Source organism: Nocardioides allogilvus (genome assembly GCF_003047285.1).
Classification (GTDB): Bacteria; Actinomycetota; Actinomycetes; order Propionibacteriales; family Nocardioidaceae; genus Nocardioides; species Nocardioides allogilvus.
Map to the genome: position 1 here is coordinate 19,929 of NZ_PZYX01000012.1, position 16,447 is coordinate 36,375.

The 16,447-nt window shown below is 70.3% G+C and carries 15 protein-coding genes; all 15 read left to right on the plus strand.

The annotated features are described in order from the left end of the window. Positions 1 to 63: 63 nt before the first annotated feature. The 15 genes from C9J87_RS15850 (at position 64) to C9J87_RS15920 (ending at position 16,390) form a co-directional block, all read left to right on the plus strand. Positions 64 to 1,671 carry an ABC transporter substrate-binding protein gene (locus tag C9J87_RS15850; RefSeq protein WP_157953228.1) on the plus strand — a complete coding sequence of 536 codons (1,608 nt, stop codon included), beginning with the start codon at positions 64 to 66 and terminating at the stop codon, positions 1,669 to 1,671. Next, the gene (locus tag C9J87_RS15855; protein WP_269801753.1) at positions 1,668 to 2,624 is read left to right on the plus strand and encodes an ABC transporter permease; all 957 of its coding nucleotides are present in this window, start codon (positions 1,668 to 1,670) and stop codon (positions 2,622 to 2,624) included. Before C9J87_RS15850 ends, C9J87_RS15855 begins: the two co-directional genes overlap by 4 nt. Further along, positions 2,617 to 3,684 (plus strand): ABC transporter permease, encoded by a 1,068-nt coding sequence (locus C9J87_RS15860; protein WP_107706017.1) that lies wholly within the window; start codon positions 2,617 to 2,619, stop codon positions 3,682 to 3,684. The genes C9J87_RS15855 and C9J87_RS15860 overlap by 8 nt, the downstream gene beginning before the upstream one ends. After that, complete coding sequence (locus tag C9J87_RS15865; RefSeq protein WP_232820082.1) at positions 3,681 to 4,661, plus strand: ABC transporter ATP-binding protein; 981 nt, start codon at positions 3,681 to 3,683, stop codon at positions 4,659 to 4,661. The genes C9J87_RS15860 and C9J87_RS15865 overlap by 4 nt, the downstream gene beginning before the upstream one ends. Continuing rightward, positions 4,658 to 5,623, plus strand: coding sequence for an ABC transporter ATP-binding protein (locus C9J87_RS15870; RefSeq protein ID WP_107706018.1), 966 nt, complete (start codon positions 4,658 to 4,660; stop codon positions 5,621 to 5,623). Before C9J87_RS15865 ends, C9J87_RS15870 begins: the two co-directional genes overlap by 4 nt. Positions 5,624 to 5,685: 62 nt before the next feature. Then, a complete protein-coding gene (locus C9J87_RS15875) occupies positions 5,686 to 6,903 on the plus strand; it encodes an NADH:flavin oxidoreductase (RefSeq protein WP_107706019.1) in 1,218 nt (405 codons plus the stop codon). Next, positions 6,900 to 8,552 (plus strand): AMP-binding protein, encoded by a 1,653-nt coding sequence (locus C9J87_RS15880; protein WP_107706020.1) that lies wholly within the window; start codon positions 6,900 to 6,902, stop codon positions 8,550 to 8,552. Before C9J87_RS15875 ends, C9J87_RS15880 begins: the two co-directional genes overlap by 4 nt. Positions 8,553 to 8,575: 23 nt before the next feature. Beyond that, positions 8,576 to 10,174, plus strand: coding sequence for an ABC transporter substrate-binding protein (locus C9J87_RS15885; protein WP_107706021.1), 1,599 nt, complete (start codon positions 8,576 to 8,578; stop codon positions 10,172 to 10,174). A gap of 1 nt (position 10,175) precedes the next feature. Next, a complete protein-coding gene (locus C9J87_RS15890) occupies positions 10,176 to 11,336 on the plus strand; it encodes an acyl-CoA dehydrogenase family protein (RefSeq protein WP_107706022.1) in 1,161 nt (386 codons plus the stop codon). Further along, a complete protein-coding gene (locus C9J87_RS15895) occupies positions 11,333 to 12,241 on the plus strand; it encodes a bifunctional MaoC family dehydratase N-terminal/OB-fold nucleic acid binding domain-containing protein (protein ID WP_107706023.1) in 909 nt (302 codons plus the stop codon). The genes C9J87_RS15890 and C9J87_RS15895 overlap by 4 nt, the downstream gene beginning before the upstream one ends. Then, complete coding sequence (locus C9J87_RS15900) at positions 12,241 to 13,341, plus strand: acyl-CoA dehydrogenase family protein (protein ID WP_107706024.1); 1,101 nt, start codon at positions 12,241 to 12,243, stop codon at positions 13,339 to 13,341. Before C9J87_RS15895 ends, C9J87_RS15900 begins: the two co-directional genes overlap by 1 nt. Next, positions 13,338 to 13,715 (plus strand): MaoC family dehydratase, encoded by a 378-nt coding sequence (locus tag C9J87_RS15905; protein ID WP_107706025.1) that lies wholly within the window; start codon positions 13,338 to 13,340, stop codon positions 13,713 to 13,715. Before C9J87_RS15900 ends, C9J87_RS15905 begins: the two co-directional genes overlap by 4 nt. Further along, entirely contained in the window at positions 13,712 to 14,884 is a 1,173-nt protein-coding gene (locus C9J87_RS15910) for a lipid-transfer protein (RefSeq protein ID WP_107706026.1), read from the plus strand. The genes C9J87_RS15905 and C9J87_RS15910 overlap by 4 nt, the downstream gene beginning before the upstream one ends. Beyond that, positions 14,881 to 15,660, plus strand: a complete 780-nt coding sequence (locus tag C9J87_RS15915) for a MaoC/PaaZ C-terminal domain-containing protein (RefSeq protein WP_107706027.1) — start codon at positions 14,881 to 14,883, stop codon at positions 15,658 to 15,660. Before C9J87_RS15910 ends, C9J87_RS15915 begins: the two co-directional genes overlap by 4 nt. Further along, positions 15,653 to 16,390 carry a sulfite exporter TauE/SafE family protein gene (locus tag C9J87_RS15920; protein ID WP_157953229.1) on the plus strand — a complete coding sequence of 246 codons (738 nt, stop codon included), beginning with the start codon at positions 15,653 to 15,655 and terminating at the stop codon, positions 16,388 to 16,390. The genes C9J87_RS15915 and C9J87_RS15920 overlap by 8 nt, the downstream gene beginning before the upstream one ends. The last annotated feature ends 57 nt before the right edge of the window (positions 16,391 to 16,447 follow it).

Sequence of the window (16,447 nt, forward strand, 5' to 3'; positions counted from 1 at the left end):
ATTCGACAGGCGTGGCCCCCGATGGCTTTTTGACCCCGCGCCCCTGAATCTGGAGGAATGAAGATGAAGCGACTTGCCCGAGGCCGTTCCGGCCTCGCAATCGCGACCGTTGCCCTGTCGGTGATGGTCTCTGCCTGTGCGTCCTCGTCGGACGACACCAAGACGGCCTCGGCCGAGCGCGGCCGCTACGAGTTCGGGCTCGTCGGCGACCAGTCGGACGCCGGGGACCCCGTGCGCGGCGGCACGCTGACGTTCGCCGACTACGCCGAGGCCCGCAGCCTCAACCCGACCCAGACCTACGCGACCGGCTCGTCCGGTGGCGACGCGCTGGCTGCGGTCTACGACGTGCTGATGCGCTACAACACCGAGACCGGCGAGCACGACCCGTGGATCGCCGAGTCGCTCGAGAGCAACGACGACTTCACCGAGTGGACCCTCACGCTGCGTGGCGGCGTGAAGTTCAGCGACGGCACCACGCTCGACGCCGACGCCGTGGTCGCGAGCATCAACTACTTCATGGAGAACCGTGGCTCGGACACCGCGCTGCTGGCTCCGAACGTGAAGTCGATGAAGGCCACCGATGACGCCACCGTCGTCTTCACGATGAACTCCGCCTGGGCGAAGTTCCCGTCCATGCTGGCCCAGGGTGCGGGCATGATCCTGGCTCCCGCGGCCTATGCCGGTGCGGAGTTCAAGCCGATCGGCGCTGGTCCCTTCACCCTCGACAGCTACGCGCCGGCCGAGGAGATGGTCCTCAAGGCCAACAAGTCCTACTGGAAGGGCGAGCCCAACCTCGACGCGATCCGTTTCATCTGGCCGCTGTCGGACGACGCCAAGCTCGCTGCCCTGAACGACGAGAGCGCCGACGTCGCCTACCTCCGCAACCCGGTGGCGGTCGACCAGGCCCTCGAGGAGGACCACGTGGGCTCGCTGCAGCTCACCAGCTTCGGCAACATCCTCCAGATCAACAACCGGGAAGGTCACCCCGGCCATGACGTCCGGGTGCGCAAGGCGATCGCCCTGGCGCTCGACCCGGAGGTGGACTTCGAGCGCACCTACGGCGGCAAGGGCCTGCCGGGCAACGAGCTCTTCCCCGCCGAGTCGACGTGGTCCTCGAGCGTCGAGCCGTTGACGATCGACGAGGCTGAGGCGAAGAAGCTGGTCGAAGAGGCCAAGGCGGACGGATTCGACGGCACGGTCAGGTACATGGACGGCACCGACCCCACCTCGCGCGCCGAGAGCGTGGCCACCAAGGCCCTGCTCGAGCGCGTCGGCTTCAAGGTCGACATCGAAGGCGTGGCCTCGATCGCCGACCAGATCCAGAAGATCTACGTCGAGCAGGACTTCGACCTGTCACGCGGCGCCACCAGCGTCTCGGAGAGCGACCCCTACCAGCGCCTCCAGACCAGCCTCAGCTCCACCTCGCCGAGCAACGCCCTGGGCTACGCCAACCCCGACATGGACGCGGCCCTGGTCGAGCTGCAGGCAGCGGGCACCGACGACGCGGCCCAGACTGCGATCGACAAGATCGTCACCATCTGGAACGAGACCGTGCCGGCTGTCGTCGTGGGCGCCAACGCGACCTACATCGCCTGGGACCAGGACGTGCACGGCATGGTCTCCACCTCGGAGCAGATGATGCTCCTGGGTGAGGCCTGGAAGAGCCAGTGACGCGTAGATTGACCCTGCGGGTTGGCGAGATGGTGCTGGTTCTCCTGATCGTCAGCCTCGGGGTCTTCGCCCTGGTGGCCCTGCTGCCGGGTGACCCGGCAGTGGCGATCCTCGGGGAGGGCCACCCGGCCTCGACCTATGACGACCTGCGAACCGAGCTCGGTCTCAACGATCCGATGCTCACCCGGTACGCCGACTGGCTCGGGGGCGCCCTCACCGGCGACCTCGGCCGGTCGGTGGTGCCGCCCCGGTCCGACGTCAGTGACCGCGTGGTCTCGGCGCTCCCCGTGAGCGTCGAGATCGCGGTCCTCGGTCTCCTGATCGCGCTGCTGGTGGCGGTGCCGCTGGCCATGTGGTCGGCCTACCACGAGGACGGCGTGCTGGACCGGATGATCAGCGCGGGCACCTTCGCGGTGCTGTCCGTCCCGGGCTTCTTGGCCGGGCTCCTGTTGATCATGGTGTTCGTCAACGCGCTGGACTGGTTCCCCCGATCGGAATGGGTCCGGATCAGCGACGGTGACCTGCTCGGCAACCTGCACCATGCATTCCTCCCGGCGCTCACCGTCGCTCTCGTCGAGCTGGCGATGTTCACCCGGGTGCTGCGCAGCGACCTGATCGTCACCCTCCGCGAGGACTACATCCTCGCCGCGCGTGCCAAGGGCATGCCGCCGCTGCGGATCCTGTTCACCGATGCCCTGCGGCCCTCGTCCTTCTCGCTGGTGACTCTGTTGGGCCTGAGCCTCGGCCGACTGATCGGCAGCACGGTGATCGTGGAATACCTGTTCTCCCTCCCCGGGATGGGCTCGCTGGTCGTCAACGCGGCCAACCAGGGCGACTTCCCGATGGTGCAGGGTGCCGTGCTCGTGATCGCGGTGATCTACGTGCTGATCAACGCCGGCATCGACCTCTCCTACGGCTACCTCGACCCAAGGACGCGTAAGGCCCATGTCTGAGACCGCGCTCCTTCCGGCTGCCCCGGAAGCCCCCGCCGTGCCCGCCGCCCGCGGGCGCTCCGCACGAGTGCTCGTCCTGAGCATCGCCGGGCTCGTCGCCTCGGTCGCGATGATCCTGCTGTCCGCGTCACCGGACTACTTCGTCACCACGCTGCGACTCGTCGTCGCGGCCGCCGGCGTGGCCCTCATGGTCGTGAGCGGGTCGGCCCTCGGCCGGCAGCTGTTCGGCCCCGCCTTCGACCTCTCGTTCTGGTTCTCGGTGGCCTGGCTGCTGCTGCTGGGCCTCGCGGTGACGTTTGCACCCTGGCTCCCGTTCGGCGAGCACCTCGACGTCGCCAACAGCCTCGACCAGCCCATCAACGCCTCACCCGACCCGTTCTCGGCCAACCCCCTCGGCACCAACCTGTTCGGCCTCGACCTCCTCGCCCGATCGGTGTACGGCGCCCGGTCGTCGCTCGTCATCGCCGTGACCGCCGTCGTCATCGGCACCGTGATCGGTGGCGCCATCGGGATGGTCGCCGGCTACTTCCAGAAGTCCGTCGACCGGGTCGTCGGCATCTTCACCAACTCGCTGCTCGCCGTACCGCCCCTGATCCTGTTGATCGCCCTGGCCACCGTGCTGGAGCCGAGGATCCGCAACATCGCCTTCGCCCTGTCCCTGCTGACGATCCCCGGCATGGTGCGCCTCGCGCGGGCCACCACGATGCTCTATGCCCCACGCGAGTTCGTGGTCGCCGCGCGCGCCCTGGGGGCGACACGAGTTCGAATCCTGTTCCGCGAGCTGCTCCCCAACGTGCTGCTCCCGATCGTCTCGCTGGCCATCGTGATGATCTCGATCCTGATCGTCGCGGAGGCCTCGCTGAGCTTCCTCGGTCTCGGGATCGAGCCACCGGAGCCGACGTGGGGAAACATGATCGCCGAGGGGGAGGGCACCGTCTTCGAGGACCATCCCCACATCGTGCTCGTACCGGGCACCTTCCTCTTCCTCACCGTCTTCGCCTTCAACCTCGTGGGCGAGAAGGCCCGCCGTCGCTGGGACCCCAGGAGCGTGAAGCTGTGACCGCACCACTGCTCGAGGTCGACGACCTCCGCACCCGATTCCTCACCCCGCGGGGGCCGATGGTGGCCGTCGACGGTGTCTCCCTCACCCTGGCCGCCGGCGAGACCCTCGGCATCGTCGGCGAGTCCGGCTCCGGCAAGTCCGTCCTGGGCCGGACGATCATGGGGCTGATCACCAACGGCCCGACGACCACCGTCACCGGCGCCGTGCGCGTCGACGGAGCGGACATCCACCAGCTCACTCCCCAGGGCCGGCGCGCGCTGTGGGGAACGAAGATCGCCATGGTCTTCCAGGACCCGATGACCTCGCTCAACCCGACCAAGCGGGTCGGCACGCACCTCTCCGAGAGCCTCCGCTTCCACCGCGGACTGTCCCGAGGCGCCGCCCGGACCCGAGCTGTCGAGCTGCTCAAGCTGGTCGGCATCCCCGAGCCCGAGCGTCGCGCCGGGCAATATCCCCACGAGCTCTCCGGCGGCATGCGCCAACGCGTCGTGATCGCGATGGCGCTGGCGTGCGACCCCAAGCTGCTCATCGCCGACGAACCGACGACGGCTCTCGACGTGACGGTGCAGAAGCAGATCCTCGACCTGCTCCAGTCGCTGGCCGAGCGCCTGCAGATGGCCACCATCCTGATCAGCCACGACCTCGGGACCGTCTCGGGCCGCACCGACCGGGTCGCGGTCATGTACGCCGGACGCGTGGTCGAGTCAGGGGAGACGCGCGACGTCTTCGCGCAGCCGCGCCACCCCTACAGCGGCGCGCTCATCGAGTCGATCCCGCGGCTCGACGCCGCGTCGCACAGCCTGCTCCCGGCGATCGTCGGCCAGCCGCCCAACATGCTGAACCCTCCGAGCGGCTGCCGCTTCGCCCCGCGCTGCGCGTTCGCCCAGGACAGGTGCCGCACCGAGACCCCCGCGCTGGTGGACGACGTCGCCTGCCACTTCCCGCTGACGCAAGCACTGGAGGTACACGCATGACGACCCCAGCACTCGAGGCCACCGACCTCGTGGTCGAGTTCCCCGTCGGCCGCGGCCAGAAGGTGCACGCCGTCTCCGGCGTCAGCCTGAGCGTCGCGCCGGGGGAGACCCTCGGCATCCTGGGGGAGTCCGGCTGCGGCAAGTCCACGATCGGCCGCGCGCTGATCCAGATGCCGGCACCCGACTCGGGCACCGTCCGGCTCGGCGACCGCGAGCTCACCGGCCTCAGGGCCAAGGAGCTGCGCGGTGCGCGGGCCCGGATGCAGATCATCATGCAGGACCCGATCTCGTCGCTGAACCCGCGACGCAAGGTCAAGGACCTCGTCTGGGAGAGCCACGCCATCTGGGGCTACGACGGCGACGACAAGGAGGCCAAGATCGACGAGGTGCTGCGCGCCGTCGGCCTCGATCCCGAGACCGTCCGCGAGCGCCGCCCGCACGAGCTGTCGGGTGGCCAGGCGCAGCGGGTCTGCATCGCACGCGCCCTGATGATGGACCCGGTCGTGCTGATCTGCGACGAACCCGTGTCCAGCCTCGACGTGTCCGTCCAGGCCCAGATCCTCAACCTGCTCGAGGCCACCAAGGCCCGCTACGACCTGAGCCTGGTCTTCATCGCCCACGACGTCGCCGTGGTCAAGAACATCAGCGACCGGGTGATGGTGATGTACCTCGGCAAGTCCTGCGAGGTCCTGCCGTCCGAGGACCTGCACCTGCGCGCCGTCCACCCCTACACGCGACTGCTGCTGTCGTCCCTCCCCGAGGCGCAGCAGAGCAGCAGCGCCAACGGCGATGTCGTCGTGGAGCGGGTCGCGGCCGAGCTGCCGTCGCCGCTGAACCCGCCGTCGGGCTGCCGGTTCCGCACGCGTTGCCCGCTCGCGACCGACCGTTGCGCGGCCGAGGAACCACTGCTCCGCGACATCGGCGCCGGCCACCAGGTGGCCTGCCACAACGTCGCGCTCTGACGGCTTCCGGTGACCGGGACATCACCCGGCACCACCCGCTGCGGCTCCATAGCGTGCGGAGCATGACCTCTCCTGATGTGCTGGCGCCCGCGAAGCTGGGACCGTTGACGCTCCGCAACCGTGTGATCAAGGCGGCGACGTACGAAGGACTCAGCCACAAGGCGCGCGTGACGCAGGACCTGATCGACTTTCACGTCGGGTACGCCGCCGGCGGGGTCGGCATGACGACGGTGGCCTACTGCGCGGTGGCCCGGGAGGGCCGCACCGACCGGCACCAGATCCTCTGGACCGACGAGGCGATGCCGGGGCTGCGCAGGCTGACCGAGGCGGTGCACGCCCACGGCGCCGCCGTCTCCGCCCAGATCGGCCACGGGGGACCGGTCGCCAGCCCCAAGGCCAACGGACTGCCCGCTCTCTCGCCGACGAAGCACTTCCACTCCACCTCGCTCAGCTGGGCACAGGAGGCGAGCGTCGCCGACCTGACCCGGATCACCGAGGCGCACGCCGAGGCGGCCCGCCGGGCGATCGACGCCGGCTTCGACGCCGTCGAGGTACACCTCGGCCACAACTACCTGGCGAGCTCGTTCCTGTCGCCGAAGATCAACCACCGCACCGACGGCTACGGCGGCAGTCTCGAGAACCGGGCCCGCTTCGCGCGCGAGATCATGCGCGCGGTCCGCGACGCCGTGGGGGACAAGATCGCGATCATCGCCAAGATGAACATGGACGACGGCGTGCCCGGCGGCTTCTGGCTGGACGAGGCGATCCCGGTCGCCCAGTGGCTCGAGGCCGACGGCTCGCTCGACGCGCTGGAGTTGACCGCCGGTTCGTCGCTGCTGAACCCGATGTACCTCTTCAAGGGCGACGCTCCGCTCAAGGAGTTCGCCGACGTCATGCCGCAGCCGATCAAGCTCGGCGTGAAGCTGGTCGGCAAGCGCAAGCTCAAGGCCTACCCCTACACCGACGCCTACCTCCTCGAGGACTCCCGGCAGATCCGCGCCGCGGTGAAGCTGCCGATGATCCTGCTCGGCGGCATCACCACGAAGTCGGTCATGGACCTCGCCATGGACGAGGGCTTCGAGTTCGTCGCGATGGCCCGCGCACTGCTGCGCGAGCCCGACCTGGTCAACCGCATCGAGAAGGACGCATCGACCCCGTCGCTGTGCAACCACTGCAACAAGTGCATGCCCACCAACTTCACCGGCACGCGGTGCGTCCTCGTCCAGCGCAGCACCACGCGGACGGCGACCTGGGGCAAGCCGGAGGGCTACGCCTCGTGAGCGAGACGATCGCCGACCTGCTGCTCGACCGGCTCGGGGACGACCACCCGGGCCTGCTCTCGCACGACCGGTCCTGGACCTGGGACGAGGTGGTGCGCGAGAGCGCGGCCCGCGCCGAGCTGGCTCGCTCCTTGCGGGTCGACGGGCCGTTCCACATCGGGGTGCTGCTCGAGAACGTCCCCGAGTTCATCCTCTGGCTCGGCGGCGCAGCGCTGGCCGGCGCCTCGATCGTCGGCATCAACAACACCCGCAGCGGCGCCCACCTCGAGGAGGAGGTGCGCAACACCGAGCTGCAGCTGGTCATCACGGACGCGGCCGGACTGGCGCTCCTGGACGGCCTGGACATCGGCGTTCCGCGCGACCGCTTCCTGCTGGTCGACGATCCGGCGTACGGCGACCTGGTGGCCAAGCACGCGTGCGAGCCGACTCGTGACCCCGAGATCGACGCGACCACCCAGCTGCTGCTGCTCTTCACCTCCGGCACGACCGGCGCGTCCAAGGCGGTCCGCTGCAGCCAGGGGCGGCTGCTCGGGCTCGGCCGGATGAACGCCGAGAAGTACGGCGTCCGGCGACACGACATCTCCTACTGCTGCATGCCGCTCTTCCACGGCAACGCGCTGATGGGGCTGTGGGCACCGTCCCTGGTCGCCGGTGCGACCGTCGCGCTGACGCCGAAGTTCTCCGCCTCCCGGTTCATCGACGACGTCCGCCGCTTCGGCGCGACCTACTTCACCTACGTCGGCAAGGCGATCAGCTACGTCCTCGCAACACCACCCGCCGACGCCGACGCGGACACGACGCTGACCCACGGCTTCGGCACCGAGGCCTCACCCGAGGACCAGGCCGAGTTCCGCCGCCGGTTCGGGGCCACGCTGCTCGAGGCCTACGGCTCGAGCGAGGGCGCCGGGATGATCACGCTCGCGCCCGACGGGCCGGTGGCCACCCTCGGGCGGCCCGCCCACGACGGCGTCCGCGTCGTGGACCCGGAGACGCGCGAGACCTGCCCGCCGGCGGTCCTCGACGAGCACGGTCGCGTGCTCAACGCAGAGCAAACAATCGGCGAGCTGGTCAACACCGAGGGCGCCACGAGCTTCGAGGGCTACTGGAAGAACCCCGAGGCGGATGCCGAGCGCGTGCGTCACGGCTGGTACTGGACCGGCGACCTCGGCTACGCCGACGAGCAGGGCTTCCTCTACTTCGCCGGCCGCTCGGGCGACTGGATCCGGGTGGACGGCGAGAACACCTCCGCCCTGCTGATCGAGCGCATCCTCAAGCGGCACCCCGCGATCGTGGCGGCCGGCGTGTTCGCCGTACCCGACCCGACGTCCGGCGACCAGGTGATGGCCGCCATCGAGGTGCCTGCCGGCACGACGTTCGAGTCGCTCGACCTGCCCGGGTTCCTGGCCGGCCAGCAGGACCTCGGCAGCAAGGGCGCGCCGCGCTTCGTTCGGTTCTCGCACGCGCTGCCGACCACCGGCTCCAACAAGCTGCAGAAGAAGGCGATCCAGCTCGAGGGGTGGCGGACCACCGACCCGGTCCACCGCTGGGAGGGACGCGGCGCTCCGGCGTACGTCTCGATGACCGAGGCCGACAAGGCCGCCCTGCGCGCGGAGTTCGAGGCCGCCGGCCGGCTCCGCTTCCTGCCCTAGAACCGCCACACGAAGAGGTATTGATGAATCACCTGCTCCGCCGTCGCAGTGTTCCGGTCGCCCTGGCCTGCGCCGGGCTCTTCCTTGCCGGCTGTGCCGAGACCCTGAAGAACACCGAGATCGAGCGCACCACGTCCGACTTCTACGAGGTCGGCATCGTGCGCTCCGACGACGAGGGCACTCCCGTCGACGGCGGCACTCTGACCTTCGGTGCCTACTCCGAGCCCGGTTACCTCGATCCGGCGCAGACCATCGTGGCCGGATCGACCGGTGGCGTGGAGATGGCCGCGATCTACGACACGCTCATGCAGTACGACACCGCCACTGCGGAGGTCACCACCAACCTCGCCGAGTCCCTCGAGAGCAATGACGACTCCACCGTCTTCACCCTCACGCTGCCCGAGGGCGTGTCCTTCAGCGACGGCAGCGTCCTGGACGCCCACGCCGTGAAGTGGAGCCTGGAACGCTACGTCGAGGCGGGGGCCGACGAGGCGCGCCTGTGGGCCGACAACGTGACGGCGGTCGAGGCCGTCGACGACCTCACCGTCGAATTCACGCTCAAGTCGGCTTGGCCCAGCTTCCCCTTCATGCTCACGACCGGCCCCGGCATGATTGTCGGGAAGGGCTCGGACCGGGACGGCGAGTTCACCCCGATCGGCGCCGGCGCCTTCACTTTGACCCGTCACCGGCCGAAGGAAGAGATGGTGCTGAGCGCGCGCACCGACTACTGGGGCGAGGCGCCGCACCTGGCGACGATCCGTGTGGTCTACCTGCCTGACCCCAACGCGCTCTACGAAACCCTGCAGGCTGGCGACGTCGACGCCGCCTTCTTCCGTGACGCCCAGGTGGTCCGCGAAGCGGTCAAGGCCGGCCAGCCCGGCTTCATGAACCTCGTCGCCCTCGGCAACGTGGCTGTGATCAACAGCCGCGAGGGCCACCCGGGTGAGGACCAGCGGGTCCGTCAGGCGATGGCCTTGGCTATCGACCCCGAGGTCGTCTCCGACCGCGCCTACGCCGGCGCCGGTCTCCCGACCAACGAGGTCTTCCCATCCTTCTCGCGCTGGCACTCCGACATCGGCGGCAACGACTTCGATCCCGAGTCCGCGCGCAAGCTTCTCGATGAGGCCAAGGCCGACGGTTACGACGGCAAGGTCACCTACCTCGACGCGTCCGACCCCGCCTCGCGCAACACCGCGGTCGCCATCAAGGCGCTCCTCGAGGGCGTCGGCTTCGATGTCGAGCTCGACCTGGTGAGCAACGTCCAGGACCAAATCCAGAAGGTCGCGATCGACGGCAACTACGACGTCGCAGGGTGGGGGATCAGCTGGCGTGAGGCCGGACCGTACGGCCGGATGTTCGCGACCTTGCACTCGCAGGGAAACCTGACCGTAGGCATGCACACGAGCCCGGAGATGGACTCGCTCATCACGGAGCTCCAGGGCGCCGAGGGTGAGGACGTGCAGCGCGATGTCATGGCGCGGATCCAAGAGCAGTGGAACACCGACGTGCCCGCCCTAGCGGTAGGCCCGACGCCCGAATTCCTCGCGTGGAACAAGGACGTCCACGGCGTCGATGACTCCGTGAACTCCATGGTGCTGCTCGACCAGGCCTGGATGGACTGACATGGACCTGCGCGAGACCCCCGCCCAGCAACAGCTTCGCAAGGAGCTGCGCGCCTACTTCGCCGCGCTGCTGCCTGACGACGTACGGCGACGCGTCGGCGAGGAAGGCGTCGGTGGCCCGCGCTTCCGCGAGGTCGTGAAGATGCTCGGCCGCGACGGCTGGCTCGGGATCGGCTGGCCGAGCGAGTACGGCGGCCAGGGCCGCTCGATCGAGGAGCAGTACGTCTTCTTCGACGAGGTCCAGCGCGCCGGGCTGCCCTTCCCCTTCGTCACCGTCAACACCGTCGGTCCGACGCTCATGCAGTACGGCACGGAAGCGCAGAAGCAGGCCTACCTGCCCGGCATCCTGGCTGGCGACATCGTCTTCGCGATCGGCTACACCGAGCCGTCCGCGGGCACCGACCTGGCGTCGCTCACGACCCGGGCCGTGCGCGACGGCGAGGACTTCGTGGTCAACGGCCAGAAGATCTTCACGTCCGGGGCCAACACCGCCGACTACGTGTGGCTGGCCGTGCGCACCGACCCCGACGCCCCGAAGCACCAGGGCATCTCGATCCTCATCGTGCCGACCACCGATCCCGGCTTCACCTGGAGCCCGATCCAGGCCGTCGGCGGGATGGTCGTGACCGCGACCTACTACACCGACATCCGCGTCCCGGCCGGCGACGTCGTCGGCGATGTGGACGCCGGCTGGTCGCTGATCACCGCCCAGCTCAACCACGAGCGGATCGGGCTGGCCGCGCTCGGCGGCCGGATGATCCAGCTCTGGGAGAACGTGCTGGCCTGGGCTCGCGAGACGGGAGTCATCGAGCAGCCGTGGGTGCAGTCCGAGCTGGCGCGCACCTACGCGAAGCTCGAGGCGATGCGGTTGATGAACTGGAAGATGACGACCGCCGTTGCGGCCGGTGACCTGACCGGCGCGACCGCCGGCGCCGCCAAGACCTACGGCACCGAGACCCACATCGACGTGCAGCGCACCCTCACGCAGGTCCTCGGCGCGGCGGGGCGGATCCGTCCCGAGTCGTCTGGCGCCGTGTTGCACGGACAGGTGGAGCAGCTCTCCCGCCAGGGCATCGTCAACACGTTCGGCGGGGGAGTCAACGACATCCTGCGCGACATGGTCGCCACCCAGGGCCTCGGACTCCCGAGGTCCAGGCGATGAGTGCGTACGACGACCGGCTGGCCGCCTTCGTCGGCCGCCCGCTCGTCGCGCTCCGCCCGGCCGCCGACCCGGTCAACGTGCCGATGATCCGGCACTGGGTCGAGGCGATGGGGGACACCAACCCGCGCTACCTCGGTGCTTCTCCAGTCGCCCCGGCCTCGATGATGCAGGCCTGGACGATGCGTGGCTTCGGCGCTCCGGTGGTCGCCGGCGGGTTCGACGAGCTGGTCGCGCTGCTCGCCGAGGGCGGCTACACCTCCGTCGTGGCCACCGACTCGGACTTCGAGTTCGTGCGCGAGGTCGTGCCCGGTGACCACGTCAGCGTCGAGGAGGTCGTCGAGGCGATCTCGCCCGAGAAGGCGACCGGTCTCGGGGCCGGACGGTTCGTGACCACGCTGAAGACCTACTGCGACGCGGCCGGGTCAGTGGTGGCGACCCAGCGCTGGCGGACGTTGCGCTTCCAGCCTGTCGCATCGTCGCCGGTCGAGCCTGTCGAGACCCCACGGCCACGTCCCGCCGTCAACCTCGACAACGCGTTCTGGTTCGAGGCCGCGCGCGAGCACCGGCTCGTCGTCCAGCGCTGTCTGGCGTGCAAGACCCTGCGGCACCCGCCAGGCCCGGCGTGCCCGGAGTGCCAGTCCTTCGACTGGGACACCGTCGAGGCCAGCGGCCGCGGCACGCTCTACTCCTTCGTCGTCGCGCACCACCCCCGACACCCGGCGTTTGACTACCCGCTGCTGATCGCGGTCGTCGAGCTCGACGAGGGCACGCGCTTGATCACGAACCTGACGGGCGTCACCGCCGACGCCCTGAGCATCGGCATGCCGCTCGAGGTCGAGTGGCTGGACGCCGATCCCGAGCTGACCCTGCCGGTTTTCCGGCCCGTCGCAACCTTGGAGCACTGATGGACTTCACCTACGACGAGGACCTCGTCGCCGTCCGCGACCTGGCTCGCGAGATCTTCACCGACCGGGCCACCACCGACCGCGTGCGCGAGGTCGAAGGATCCGCCACCCACCTCGACGAGGAGCTCTGGCAGCACCTCGCCAGCGCCGGCCTCCTCGGCCTCGCCCTTCCGGAGTCGTACGGCGGAGCCGGGCTCGACCTCGCCGCGCTCTGCGTCGTCCTGGAGGAGCAGGGCCGGACCGTCGCACCGGTGCCGCTCTGGTCCGCCGGCGTCGCCTCGCTCGCGGTCGCGTCCTTCGGGACACCTGCCCTGCGGGACGCACTGCTCGCCGGTGCGGCCGACGGTTCGCTGCGGATCACGCTCGCGCTCGAGGAGTTCGACGGAGCGGCGCCCGCGGCCCCGCGCTGTGCCGCCACCCGCGCCGTAGATCGTTTCCGCCTGACCGGCACGAAGGCGGTCGTGCCCTCGCCGTGCGGTGCCTCGCACGTGCTGGTGTCGGCGACCGGCCCGTCCGGTCCGGGCCTCTTCCTGGTCCCGGCCGAAGGTGACGGGATCTCGTGGGAGCAGACCGAGACCACGACCCACGACCTGGCCGGCCACCTGACCCTGACCGACGCGGACGCCGAGCAGATCGGTGACGGCGAGACGCTCGCGGCCGTGCTTCGCCTGGCCGCGGTCGCGCTCGCGGCCGTGCAGGTGGGCGTCGCCGACGGGGCGCTGCGGCTCGCTGCGGAGTACCTCTCGACGCGGGAGCAGTTCGGCCGCCCGCTCGCGACCTTCCAGTCGGCCCAGCACCAGCTGGCCGACTGCTGGATCGACATCGACGCCATGCGGGTCACGCTGTGGCAGGCGCTCGCCTCGCTCGGTGAGCCCGACGCGGCGCGCGCTGCGCTGGTCGCGAAGTGGTGGTGCGACCAGGCCGGCCTCGACGTCGTGCACCGGGTCCAGCACCTGCACGGCGGCATCGGCGTGGACGTCGACTACCCCGTGCACCGCAACTTCCTGTGGGGCAAGCAGATCGCCAGCACGCTCGGTGGTTCGGCCGCCGCGCTCGCCGACCTCGGTGCGGTGCTCGCACGCGAGGGCGTGGCCTCGTGAACATCGGAGACGTGCTGCCCCCGCTGGAGATCCCGCTGACCCGCAGCCTGATCGTGGCCACCGCGATCGCCAGCCGCGACTACCAGGACGTGCACCACGACCCGGCACTCGCGCAGGAGCGCGGTTCGCCGGACATCTTCATGAACATCCTCACCACCAACGGTCTCGTCGACCGGTTCGTCACGTCCTGGGCCGGACCGACGGCCGTGGTGAAGAGGATCCGGATCCGGCTCGGCGCGCCGAACCACCCCGGCGACACGATGACGCTGACCGGCTCGGTGTCCGCGATCGACGACCGACGGGTGACCGTCGACGTGGTCGGCACCAACCAGGTCGGCGTGCACGTGTCCGGTCTCGTCGAGGTGGAGCTGTGAGCGGCTTCTCGGGTGCCACCGCGATCGTCGGCATCGGCGCGACCGAGTTCTCCAAGGAGTCCGGCCGCAGCGAGCTCCAGCTCGCCTGCGAGGCGGTCACCGCCGCGATCGCCGACGCGGGGCTCCGGCCCTCCGACGTCGACGGCATGGTCACCTTCACCGCCGAGACCAGCGCCGAGATCCACGTCGCCCGCAATGTCGGCATCGGCGATCTCTCGTTCTTCTCCCGCGTCCCGCACGGCGGTGGCGCGGCATGCGGCACCGTGGCGCACGCGGCCGCCGCCATCCACGCCGGGCTCGCCGAGGTCGTCGTCTGCTGGCGCGCGTTCAACGAGAGGTCGGGGGAGCGCTACGGCCTCGGCCAGGCGGACCGTCCGATGGACACGAACGCCGACCGCGCGGCCTACGCCTGGATGACGCCCTTCGGGCTCTCGACCCCCGCACAGTGGGTGGGCATGTTCGCCCGCCGCTACATGCACGAGTACGGCGCCACGTCGGAGGACTTCGGGCGGATCTCGGTCATCGACCGGGCGCGAGCCGCGACCAACCCCAAGGCGCACTTCTTCGGACGCCCGATCACCCTCGAGGAGCACCAGGCCTCGCGCTGGATCGCCGAGCCGCTGCACCTGCTGGACTGCTGCCAGGAGACCGACGGGGGACAGGCGCTCGTCGTCGTCTCCGCGGAGCGCGCTCGCGACCTGCCCCACGTGCCCGCCCTGGTGGTCGGTGCCGCCCAGGGCTCCGGCCACGACCAGCACATGATGACCTCCTACTACCGGCCCTCGATCTCCGGCATCCCGGAGATGGGCCTGGTCGGCAACCAGCTCTGGGCCCAGTCCGGGCTCGGCCCGAGCGACATGCAGGCGGCTGTCCTCTACGACCACTTCACGCCGTTCGTCCTGCCCCAGCTGGAGGAGCTCGGCTTCTGCGGTCGCGGCGAGGCCGCCGACTTCATCCGCGACGGCCACCTCGAGCTCGACGGCTCGCTCCCGCTCAACACCCACGGTGGCCAGCTCGGCGAGGCCTACCTGCACGGCATGAACGGCATCGCCGAGGCCGTACGCCTCGTCCGCGGCACCTCGGTCAACCAGCCCGGCGACGTCCGCAACGTCGTCGTCACCGCCGGCACCGGCGTGCCCACCTCCGGCCTGGTCCTGGGGGCGGCATGAGCACCTGGCTCGGCCGCGACCTCGGCACCCGCACCGTGTCGTACGGCGACCGCGACCCCATCCTCTATGCGCTGGCGCTCGGAGTTTCCCCGTCGCGGCTCGACCTCGTCTTCGAGGAGCAGCTGCGCGTGCTGCCCACCTTCGGGCTGACCCTGGCCCAGTGGGCGCCGGACGCGCTCGGCTCCGCGGGCGCGTTCGACACCTCCACCGCCGTCCACGGCGCCCAGGCCCTTCGGGTGCTGGCGCCGTTGCCTCCCGCCGCCACGGTCGAGATGACCGCCCGCGTGAGTGCGGTGTGGGACAAGGGCGCGGCGGCGGTCTTCGAGCTCGAGGTGACCTGCGACTACTTCGTCGCGACCTGGTCGATCTTCGCGCCCGGGTGCGGAGGCTTCGGCGGCGAGCGAGGTCCGTCGGCTGCCGGCCGTCCCGCGGACGACGCCGACCTGACCCTGGGCGTGACGACTTCGCCGGTCCAGCCGGCGCTCTACCGCCTGCTCGGCGACCGGCACGCGATGCACGTCGATCCCGCCGCCGCGGCGGCCGCGGGCATGCCGCGACCCTTCATGCACGGCTTGTGCACGATCGGGATGGCGGTCGTCGCCCTCGCGGATGCGCGTGGCGTCCACCCCGCGTCGCTGACGTCGCTCTCGGGCCGGTTCGCGGCGCCGGTGTTCCCGGGGGACACTCTGGAGGTGCGTGCCTGGGGATCTTCGTTCGAGGCGACTGCCGACGGTCGCCAGGCGATCACGGCCGGGGTCGTCGCGTTCGGTGACTGAGCTCCTGGTCGTCGCCGGCATCGGCGTCGTGGTGTTCCTGCTGGCGGCCCTGGCCCAGGCAGTGAGCGGGTTCGGGTCGGCCCTGGTGGCCGTGCCGCTGCTCGCCCTCGCGGTCGGGCCGTCGACCGCCGTGGTGGCCGCCACGGTGATCAGCATGGTGATCTCGGCCCGCGCCTGGCGCCGCGAGCCGGCCGAGGTCGACCGGCCCCTGGCCCGGACGCTCACGGTCGCCGGCGTGCTCGGCATGCCGTGCGGGCTGCTCGTGCTCACCCGTGCCGACGACCGGACCCTGACGCTCGTGGTCGCGGTCGCGCTGCTCGTCGCGGTCGCACTGATGTGGAGCAGGGTGGTGCTGCCCACGGGACGCCGCTCCGTGTGGGCCTCGGGTGTGACCAGCGGCCTGCTGCTGACCGCGACCGGGATGAACGGCCCGCCGCTCGTCCTGTCGCTCCAAGCGGCCGGCCTCCCACCCCGTAGGTTCCGCGCGACCCTCCAGGCGGTCTTCTGCGGCCAGGGTGCAGTCGCGGTGACGGCCTTCGCCCTGACCGGGCAGCTGCACGCCACCACTCTGGCCGCGATTGCCGGGGGCGTCGTCGGCCTGCCGGCAGGCTGGGCGGTCGGCAACCGGATCTTCCAGCGGCTCTCCCCGGAGCAGTTCCGGTCCATCGTCCTCTCGGGACTGGTCGTCACCGCGGTGGTGGCTCTCGGCAACGTGTTCGTGGGCGCCTAGCCCTCGACGACGGCCCTCCCGCGAAGTTCATTGACCTCAATGAACGTCGCGGGCCCC

What these genes read in the sequence shown, in the direction of transcription:
- C9J87_RS15850 (WP_157953228.1), top strand. Translation starts at nt 64, where the DNA reads ATGAAGCGACTTGCCCGAGGCCGTTCCGGCCTCGCAATCGCGACCGTT.
- C9J87_RS15860 (WP_107706017.1), top strand. Translation starts at nt 2,617, where the DNA reads ATGTCTGAGACCGCGCTCCTTCCGGCTGCCCCGGAAGCCCCCGCCGTG.
- C9J87_RS15870 (WP_107706018.1), top strand. Translation starts at nt 4,658, where the DNA reads ATGACGACCCCAGCACTCGAGGCCACCGACCTCGTGGTCGAGTTCCCC.
- C9J87_RS15875 (WP_107706019.1), top strand. Translation starts at nt 5,686, where the DNA reads ATGACCTCTCCTGATGTGCTGGCGCCCGCGAAGCTGGGACCGTTGACG.
- C9J87_RS15885 (WP_107706021.1), top strand. Translation starts at nt 8,576, where the DNA reads ATGAATCACCTGCTCCGCCGTCGCAGTGTTCCGGTCGCCCTGGCCTGC.
- C9J87_RS15890 (WP_107706022.1), top strand. Translation starts at nt 10,176, where the DNA reads ATGGACCTGCGCGAGACCCCCGCCCAGCAACAGCTTCGCAAGGAGCTG.
- C9J87_RS15895 (WP_107706023.1), top strand. Translation starts at nt 11,333, where the DNA reads ATGAGTGCGTACGACGACCGGCTGGCCGCCTTCGTCGGCCGCCCGCTC.
- C9J87_RS15900 (WP_107706024.1), top strand. Translation starts at nt 12,241, where the DNA reads ATGGACTTCACCTACGACGAGGACCTCGTCGCCGTCCGCGACCTGGCT.
- C9J87_RS15915 (WP_107706027.1), top strand. Translation starts at nt 14,881, where the DNA reads ATGAGCACCTGGCTCGGCCGCGACCTCGGCACCCGCACCGTGTCGTAC.